The sequence below is a fragment of the Streptomyces cahuitamycinicus genome (assembly GCF_002891435.1).
Taxonomy (GTDB): domain Bacteria; phylum Actinomycetota; class Actinomycetes; order Streptomycetales; family Streptomycetaceae; genus Streptomyces; species Streptomyces cahuitamycinicus.
In genome coordinates, this window is record NZ_POUC01000394.1 from 1 (window position 1) to 7,466 (window position 7,466).

8 protein-coding genes are annotated in these 7,466 nt (G+C 73.4%); 6 read left to right on the top strand and 2 right to left on the bottom strand.

The features are described 5' to 3' along the window. Positions 1-239 precede the first annotated feature (239 nt). The 3 genes from chsH3 to C1J00_RS34375 are packed head-to-tail and all read left to right on the top strand — an operon-like array spanning position 240 to position 3,162. Entirely contained in the window at positions 240-1,097 is an 858-nt protein-coding gene (gene chsH3, locus C1J00_RS34365) for an enoyl-CoA hydratase ChsH3 (protein ID WP_102912876.1), read from the top strand. Between the two features lie 32 nt (positions 1,098-1,129). Continuing rightward, positions 1,130-2,206, top strand: a complete 1,077-nt coding sequence (locus C1J00_RS34370; RefSeq protein ID WP_102912877.1) for a Zn-dependent alcohol dehydrogenase — start codon at positions 1,130-1,132, stop codon at positions 2,204-2,206. A gap of 11 nt (positions 2,207-2,217) precedes the next feature. Further along, a complete protein-coding gene (locus tag C1J00_RS34375) occupies positions 2,218-3,162 on the top strand; it encodes a 3-oxoacyl-ACP reductase (RefSeq protein ID WP_102912878.1) in 945 nt (314 codons plus the stop codon). 78 nt (positions 3,163-3,240) lie between these two features. Here the strand turns inward: C1J00_RS34375 and C1J00_RS34380 are convergent, their stop codons facing one another. Beyond that, positions 3,241-3,450 (bottom strand): hypothetical protein, encoded by a 210-nt coding sequence (locus C1J00_RS34380; protein WP_102912879.1) that lies wholly within the window; start codon positions 3,448-3,450, stop codon positions 3,241-3,243. Between the two features lie 96 nt (positions 3,451-3,546). Continuing rightward, on the bottom strand, positions 3,547-4,797 hold the full coding sequence (locus tag C1J00_RS34385; RefSeq protein ID WP_102912880.1) for a hypothetical protein: 1,251 nt from the start codon (positions 4,795-4,797) through the stop codon (positions 3,547-3,549). A gap of 197 nt (positions 4,798-4,994) precedes the next feature. Between C1J00_RS34385 and C1J00_RS34390 the strand changes: the two genes are divergently transcribed. The 3 genes from C1J00_RS34390 to C1J00_RS47265 form a co-directional block, all read left to right on the top strand. Beyond that, complete coding sequence (locus C1J00_RS34390; RefSeq protein ID WP_102912881.1) at positions 4,995-5,849, top strand: Nif3-like dinuclear metal center hexameric protein; 855 nt, start codon at positions 4,995-4,997, stop codon at positions 5,847-5,849. Then, entirely contained in the window at positions 5,846-6,589 is a 744-nt protein-coding gene (locus C1J00_RS34395; RefSeq protein WP_102912882.1) for a zinc ribbon domain-containing protein, read from the top strand. Before C1J00_RS34390 ends, C1J00_RS34395 begins: the two co-directional genes overlap by 4 nt. Before the next feature lie 20 nt (positions 6,590-6,609). Continuing rightward, positions 6,610-7,466, top strand: an 857-nt coding sequence (locus tag C1J00_RS47265; protein WP_245936611.1) for a reverse transcriptase-like protein, incomplete at its 3' end; no start/stop codon positions are given.

Here is a 7,466-nt window from a genome sequence, read left to right on the forward strand (position 1 = left end):
GACCGGTCTTCCAGCGCCTGGTGCATCCCGACCCGGTCCCGACCCGACCCGTACACCACCGCCACGCCGATCTGACACAGCGTCAGGAGCCTTCACAAGTGCCGGGGCCTCGGCTATACAGAGGGCGCGGGACTGGAACGCGTTTCAGTTCGCGTCCCGGCCCGGCCCCAGACGGCCTCGGTGCGGCCGACGGTGCGGACGGCCGTACCGAGGTCATTCCTCCGGCGATCAGGAGCCCCATGCCCATCGACGCAGCCAAGGCGCTCGCCGCCGGACCCCGGACCGTCGAGCTCTCCTGGGACCACAAGGACGTGCAGCTCTACCACCTCGGCATCGGCGCGGGCAGCCCCGCCACCGACCCCGACGAACTGCGCTACACCCTGGAGTCCCGGCTGCACGTCCTGCCGAGCTTCGCCACCGTCGCGGGCGCCGGAAGGCCCGGGGTGACCGGTGGTCTCTCCATGCCCGGCATCGAGGTCGAGCTGGCCCGCGTCCTGCACGGCGGCCAGAGCCTCCTCGTCCACCGCCCCATCCCGGCGACCGGCACCGCAACCGCCACCCACCGGATCGCCGCCGTGTACGACAAGGGCACGGCGGCCGTCCTCGTGCTGCGCACCGAAGTCGCCGACACCGAGGGCCCGTTGTGGACCAACGACGCCCAGATCTTCATCCGCGGCGAGGGCGGCTGGGGCGGCGACCGCGGCCCCTCCGCCCGCCTCGAACCCCCCACCGGCGAACCCGACCGGACCGTGGAGCGGCCGGTCCGAGACGACCAGGCCCTGCTCTACCGCCTCTCCGGCGACTGGAACCCCCTGCACGCCGACCCGGAGTTCGCCAAGGTCGCCGGATTCGAACGGCCCATCCTGCACGGCCTGTGCACCTACGGCATCACGCTCAAGGCCGTCGTCGACACGCTGCTCGGCGGGGACGTGACCCGGGTGCGGTCCTACGCCACCCGGTTCGCCGGGGTCGTCTACCCGGGGGAGACGCTGCGGATCCGCATGTGGCACACACCCGGATCCACCCGGGTCGCCGTCAGCGCGGCCGAGAGAGCCGACGCGCCCGTCCTCGCCGACACCGTCGTCGAACACACCTGAGACCAGAACGCCGTACGAGGGGAGCCCGCACCATGCGCGCAGCCGTACTGCACGAGATCGGCCAGGACAAGCTGGAGGTCTTCGACGACGTCGAGGCGGTGGGGTTCGGGCCCGGCAAGGTGAGGATCCGGGTGCGCGCCACGGGGCTGTGCCACTCGGACCTGTCCGCGATGAGCGGGGTGCTCCCGCAGCCCGCGCCGTTCGTCCCCGGGCACGAGGGGGCGGGGGAGATCCTCGAAGTCGGCGAGGGCGTGAGCCATCTGCGGGCCGGTGACCGGGTCGTCGTGTGCTGGCTGCCCGCCTGCGGTTCCTGCCCCGCCTGCAAGCGCGGTCAGACCGAGCTGTGCCTGGCCGGGTTCATGAACGCGGGCACCCCCAACTTCAAGCGCCCCGGCGGGGACGTCTTCGGCTTCGCCGGCACCGGCACCTTCACCGAGGAGGTCGTCGTCGACGCCGGCTGCGCGGTGCCGATACCCGACGACGTGCCCTTCGACATCGCCGCCCTCATCGGCTGCGGGGTGACGACAGGACTCGGCGCCGCGCTCAACACGGCGGGCCTTCAGGCCGGTTCGTCGGTGGCCGTCATCGGCTGCGGGGGCGTCGGCATCTCCGTGATCCAGGGCGCCCGGCTCCAGGGCGCCGCGGAGATCGTCGCCGTGGACCCGGTCGTCTCCCGGCGTGAGGCGGCCGTCCGCTTCGGCGCCACCCGGGCCGTCGCGCCCGACGAACTCGCCGACGCCAAACAGCAGATCACCGCGGGCGAGGGCTTCGACTACGTCTTCGAGGTCGTCGGCAAGTCCGCCACGGCACGCACCGCGTACGACAACACCCGGCGCGGCGGCACCCTCGTCGTGGTCGGCGCGGGCGCCATGGACGACTTCCTCCAGCTCAACATGTTCGAGCTCTTCTTCGACGAGAAACGGATCCTGCCCTCCATGTACGGCGGCGGTGACGTGCTGCGCTCCTACGAACGCACCATCGCCCTGTGGCGCGCGGGCCGGATCGACCTGGCCGGCCTGATCACCCACCGGGTCCCCTTCGCCGGCATCAACGAGGCCCTCGACCAGATGCGGACCGGGACCGCCCTGCGTACGTGCATCGAGATGTGAGGACGTGACCCATGCCGCCGCTGCCGCTCCAGGGACTGTCCGCGATCGTCACCGGCGCGGGCCGCGGGCTCGGCCGGGCCGAGGCGCTGGAACTCGCCCGGCTCGGTGCCGCCGTGGTCGTCAACGACTACGGGCAGCCCGGCCGCGACGGGAGGGGCGAGGCCTCCGCGGGACCCGCCGAGGAGGTCGCCGCCGAGATCCGTGCGGCGGGCGGCACCGCCCTCGCGCACACCGGCGACGTCTCCGACTTCGACCAGGCGCGCACGCTCGTCGAGTCGGCCGTCGCCGCGTTCGGCACGCTCGACATCCTCGTCAACAACGCGGGCATCCTGCGCGACCGCATGGTCTTCTCGATGACCGAGGACGAGTGGGACTCCGTCCTCCGCGTGCATCTCAAAGGTCACTTCAACACCACCCGGTTCGCCGCCGCGCACTGGCGGGAGCGCTCCAAGCGGGCCGGGGAGCCGGTGTTCGGACGGATCGTGAACACCTCCTCGGAGGCGTTCCTCGCCGGTTCCGCCGGGCAGCCCAACTACGCGGCGGCCAAGGGCGGCATCGTGGGTCTCACCACCTCCACCGCCCTCGCCCTCGGCAAGTACGGCGTCACGACCAACGCCATCTGCCCCCGCGCCCGCACCCGCATGACCGAGGACGTCTTCGCGGGCGTCGAGCAGCCCTCCGGCACGGGCCTCGACCCGCTCGCCCCCGAGCATGTCGCCCCGCTGGTCGGCTATCTGGCCTCGCCCGCCGCCGCCCACGTCAACGGGCAGCTCCTCGTGGTGCACGGCGGGATGGTCGCCGTCGTCGAACGGCCGCGGGTCGCCGCCAGGTTCGACAGCAAGCAGGACACCTTCACGTACGACGAGCTGGAAGCCGTCCTCGGGCCGTACTACGCGGACCGGCCCGTGGGGGAGACGTTCGCGGCGGCGGAGGTGCTGGGGCTGAGACGCGGGTGAATGACGGTCGGTGACATGGAACGGCCCTCCCCGCTCGTGGCGGGAAGGGCCGTTCGCCGTCTGGTGACCGGCGTGCCGTCAGGCCGCGGTCACGGCCTGCTCGGTCTCCGCCACCGGCTTGCGGTGGCGCCCGCGCGGAGCCGTCTCGCCGTCCTGCGTGGAGACCTCACCACGGTGCCGGCCGGGGCCGGAGGAGGAGGTCTGCGGGACGGTGGAGGCCCCCCCTGGACGGAACTCGTCGGAGTCCCTGGGGGCAGTACGCGGCTGGGTCGTGCTGGCGTCGTTCATCGGTGGAATTCACCCCGTCAACATGATCTTTTTTACAGCCGGGTGAGTCTAACCGGCACCCCTGACCACGGATCCAGGCGGCCACGCCAACCGGCACTAGTTCGTTACAAGGCGTCCCAACGGCGCCTCCTGAAGCGGCACAGGGCGTGGTGGCGAAGGGGTCGGAGGCGGGGCGGACTGCGCTGGTGAGACTGGTGGTTCGTACTCCTCCGGGTGCTCCGGGTGCTCCGGGTGCTCCGGGTGCTCCGGGTGTCTGGGGTGCCCGGGGGGTTCCGGAACCGGGGGTGCCGGGTCCGGCTCCGGCGACACCGCCCCGGGCGGACTCACCCACGCCACACCGCACGGCACGGCCTCCGTCGCGTACGGCAGCCGCAGCACCCCCTCCGGCGTCCACAGGCCCGTGCCCGCCAGCCACCCCTCGGGCGCCCGGAGATGGTGCACCCGCCGCTCGGCGGGCCGCCAGACCCCGACCCAGCTGCCCCTCGGCCCGTCCACCCGCAGCGCCACCGCGCAGCTCTCCGGCGTCAGCACCTGCCCCGGCTGGATCGCGAACGGTGTCACGGAGCAGTCCCGCACCCGCAGACACCCCGGGAAGCGCACCGGCAGCGTGCTGCCGAGGACACCCCAGCCCAGCCGGCCCCGTCCCGGCGAGGGCGCGTCCGAGCGGACGATCAGCAGCCCGCTGTCGTGGTCGGCGAGCAGCAACCGGTCGTCGCTCTCGGCGGCGATCTGCAGCAGCGGCGACACCTCGCCGCGCTCCAGGTCCACCACGACGGTCTTGACACGGCCGCCGGTCTCCCGGTCCAGCGCCAGCAGCCGTGCCGTCCGGTCCAGCCAGACCCCGCCCGAGCAGCGGCCGGGCAGCTCGGCCAGCCGCTCGGGGCCGAAGGCGCCGCCCGCCACCAGCCACACCGACGTCGTGCGCGGCCCGACGGCGAGGGCGTAGGCCCGCTCGCCGCCCGGGGCGGGCGGCAGCAGCCGCAGCCGGGCCGTCTCGTCCCGGCACTCGACCGCGCCCAGGGGCAGCTCACCGGTGCCGGGCCCGGTCGGGTACAGCAGCGCGAAGGCATGCCGCCCCGCCACCACCCGGTGGATGAGGACCCGGCCGTCGCCCATCGGCTGCACCTCCGTCCCGGGCTCCTCCGGCTGGTTGCGCGGCAGGGGCACCGCGTACGGCTCATGGCCGTCCAGGGTCCAGCGCTCCGGGAACCAGGAGTCGCCGGCCGACGCGAGACGCGCGCCGTAGGCGCCGTCCGCGGTGAGCGTGCAGCCTGGCGGCCGGGACCCGTCCTCGTCCTCGTCCGCGTCCTCGTGTCCCGCCGAAGGCTCGATCGCACAGGCCGTCATCGTTCGGTCACCTCCAGTGACGAACGTAGGTTTCGCGCCACAGGCGGGGAATTCCCTGGCGGCAGACTTCACACATACGTGTGTTCCAGGAACGATTCGCCTGAGGAAAAGGGGGCGATTGTGCTGAGCGGGGCCAGGGGGCCGGGAGCGGGCGGTGGCGGTACAACGCCACAGATCAGGCGGGTAGCCTTGCTCCCGTGCCCCGTCTGTCTGAAGTCATCGCCGCGCTGGAGAGCCTGTGGCCCGCCGAGCGGGCCGAGTCCTGGGACGCGGTCGGCACCGTCGCGGGCGACCCGGACCAGCAGGTCACGCGCGTCCTGTTCGCCGTCGACCCGGTCCAGGAGATCGTCGACGAGGCGGTGAAGCTGGGCGCCGACCTGCTCGTCACCCACCACCCGCTCTACCTGCGCGGCACGACGACGGTCGCGGCGACGCACTTCAAGGGCCGTGTCGTCCACACCCTCATCAAGAACGACATCGCGCTGCACGTCGCCCACACCAACGCCGACACCGCCGACCCGGGTGTCTCCGACGCCCTCGCGGGGGCCCTGGACCTCAGGGTCACCGGGCCGCTCGTCCCGGACCCCACCGACCCCGAGGGCCGCCGGGGCCTGGGCCGCCTCTGCGCCCTCGACCACCCGATGACCGTCCGCGAGTTCGCCGCTCGCGCCGCCGAGCGGCTGCCCGCCACCGCGCAGGGCATCCGCGTCGCCGGCGACCCCGAGGCGCTCGTCCGCACGGTGGCCGTCAGCGGCGGCTCCGGCGACAGCCTCTTCGACCACGTGCGCGCGGCCGGCGTCGACGCCTTCCTCACCGCGGACCTGCGCCACCACCCCGTGTCGGAGGCCCGCGCCCACAGCCCCCTCGCGCTGCTCGACGCGGCGCACTGGGCCACCGAGTGGCCCTGGTGCGAGCTGGCCGCGAGCCAGCTCGACGAGATCTCAGACCGGCACGGATGGGACCTGCGCGTCCACGTCTCGAAGACGGTCACCGACCCCTGGACCGCGCACGCGGCCTCTGCCACTTCCGACCCCCTTGGAGCCCCGAACTGAACGCCGCGCCCGCCGACCAGATCCGACTCCTCGACGTCCAGGACCTCGACGTCCGCCTCCAGCAGCTCGCGCACAAGCGCAAGTCGCTGCCCGAGCACGCGGAGATCGAGTCGCTGACCAAGGACCACACCCAGCTGCGCGACCTGCTCGTGGCCGCGCAGACCGAGGAGAGCGACACCGCCCGCGAGCAGATCAAGGCCGAGCAGGACGTGGACCAGGTGCGTCAGCGCGCCGCCCGCGACCAGCAGCGCCTCGACTCGGGTGCCGTCACCTCCCCCAAGGACCTGGAGAACCTCCAGCGCGAGATCACCTCCCTCGCCAAGCGGCAGGGTGATCTGGAGGACGTGGTGCTGGAGGTCATGGAGCGCCGCGAATCCGCGCAGGAGCGGGTCGCCGAGCTGACCGAGCGCGTCACCTCCGTCCAGTCGAAGATCGACGACGCCACCACGCGCCGCGACGCCGCCTTCGAGCAGATCGACGGCGAGATCGCCACGGCCACCAAGGAGCGCGAGGTCATCGCCGGTTCGATCCCCGCCGACCTGCTGAAGCTCTACGACAAGCTGCGCGGGCAGCAGGGCGGCGTCGGCGCGGCGAAGCTGTACGCGCGCAGCTGCCAGGGCTGCCGGCAGGAGCTCGCCATCACCGAGCTGGCCGAGATCCGCAAGGCCGCGCCCGACACGGTGATCCGCTGCGAGAACTGCCGCCGCATCCTGGTCCGTACGTCCGAGTCCGGTCTCTAGGCCTTCAGGGAGCCCTTCCGGTGCGGGAGTTCATCGTCGAGGCAGACGGCGGCTCACGGGGCAACCCGGGGCCCGCCGGCTACGGGGCCGTGGTCAGCGACGCGGCGACGGGGGAGACCCTGCGGGAGACCGCCGAGTACATCGGCGTCGCCACGAACAACGTCGCCGAGTACCGCGGTCTCCTCGCCGGCCTGCTCGCCGCCCGGGAACTGGACCCGGCCGCGACGGTCCACGTCCGGATGGACTCCAAGCTCGTCATCGAGCAGATGTCGGGCCGCTGGAAGATCAAGCACCCCGACATGAAGCCACTGGCGGCGCAGGCGGCTCGGGTCTTCCCACCCGGGCAGGTCACGTACGAGTGGATGCCGAGGGCGCAGAACAAGCACGCGGACCGGCTGGCCAACGAGGCGATGGACGCGGGGGCCAGGGGCGAGCGGTGGTCGGAGTCGACCTCCACGGCCGAGTTGGACACGGCCGCCGGGGGGGCCGGGCGCGCTGAGGCCGTCGCACCCTCCGGCCCGCCCGGTGACGCCGCGGGGGGTGCGGCGCGGGTACGCGGAGCTATGGCCGCAGGCAGCGCGTCGGCGACGGCGTCCGGCACGGGGTCGGATGCCGCGCGGGCCGCGGCGCCGCCCGATACCCGGGGTACGACGGCCGAGGCCGAGGCTGAGGCGGGTGTGCGGGCCGTCGACGGCGGGGCGGTCTCCGGCGGGGCCGTCTCCGGCTCGGCGACGGATGACGCCGATGTGCGGGCCGCGAAGGCCGTCGGCGGTGTCGAGGCCGCGCGGGGCGGGGCGGGGGCCGGCAGCGGTGCTGCGACTGCGGGTGCCGGTGCCGGTGCCGGTGTCGATGCCCGGGCCGGGCGTGCGGCTAAGGC

Coding starts and splice junctions, on each gene's coding strand:
- chsH3 (WP_102912876.1), top strand. CDS start 240: ATGCCCATCGACGCAGCCAAGGCGCTCGCCGCCGGACCCCGGACCGTC.
- C1J00_RS34370 (WP_102912877.1), top strand. CDS start 1,130: ATGCGCGCAGCCGTACTGCACGAGATCGGCCAGGACAAGCTGGAGGTC.
- C1J00_RS34375 (WP_102912878.1), top strand. CDS start 2,218: ATGCCGCCGCTGCCGCTCCAGGGACTGTCCGCGATCGTCACCGGCGCG.
- C1J00_RS34380 (WP_102912879.1), bottom strand. CDS start 3,450: ATGAACGACGCCAGCACGACCCAGCCGCGTACTGCCCCCAGGGACTCC.
- C1J00_RS34385 (WP_102912880.1), bottom strand. CDS start 4,797: ATGACGGCCTGTGCGATCGAGCCTTCGGCGGGACACGAGGACGCGGAC.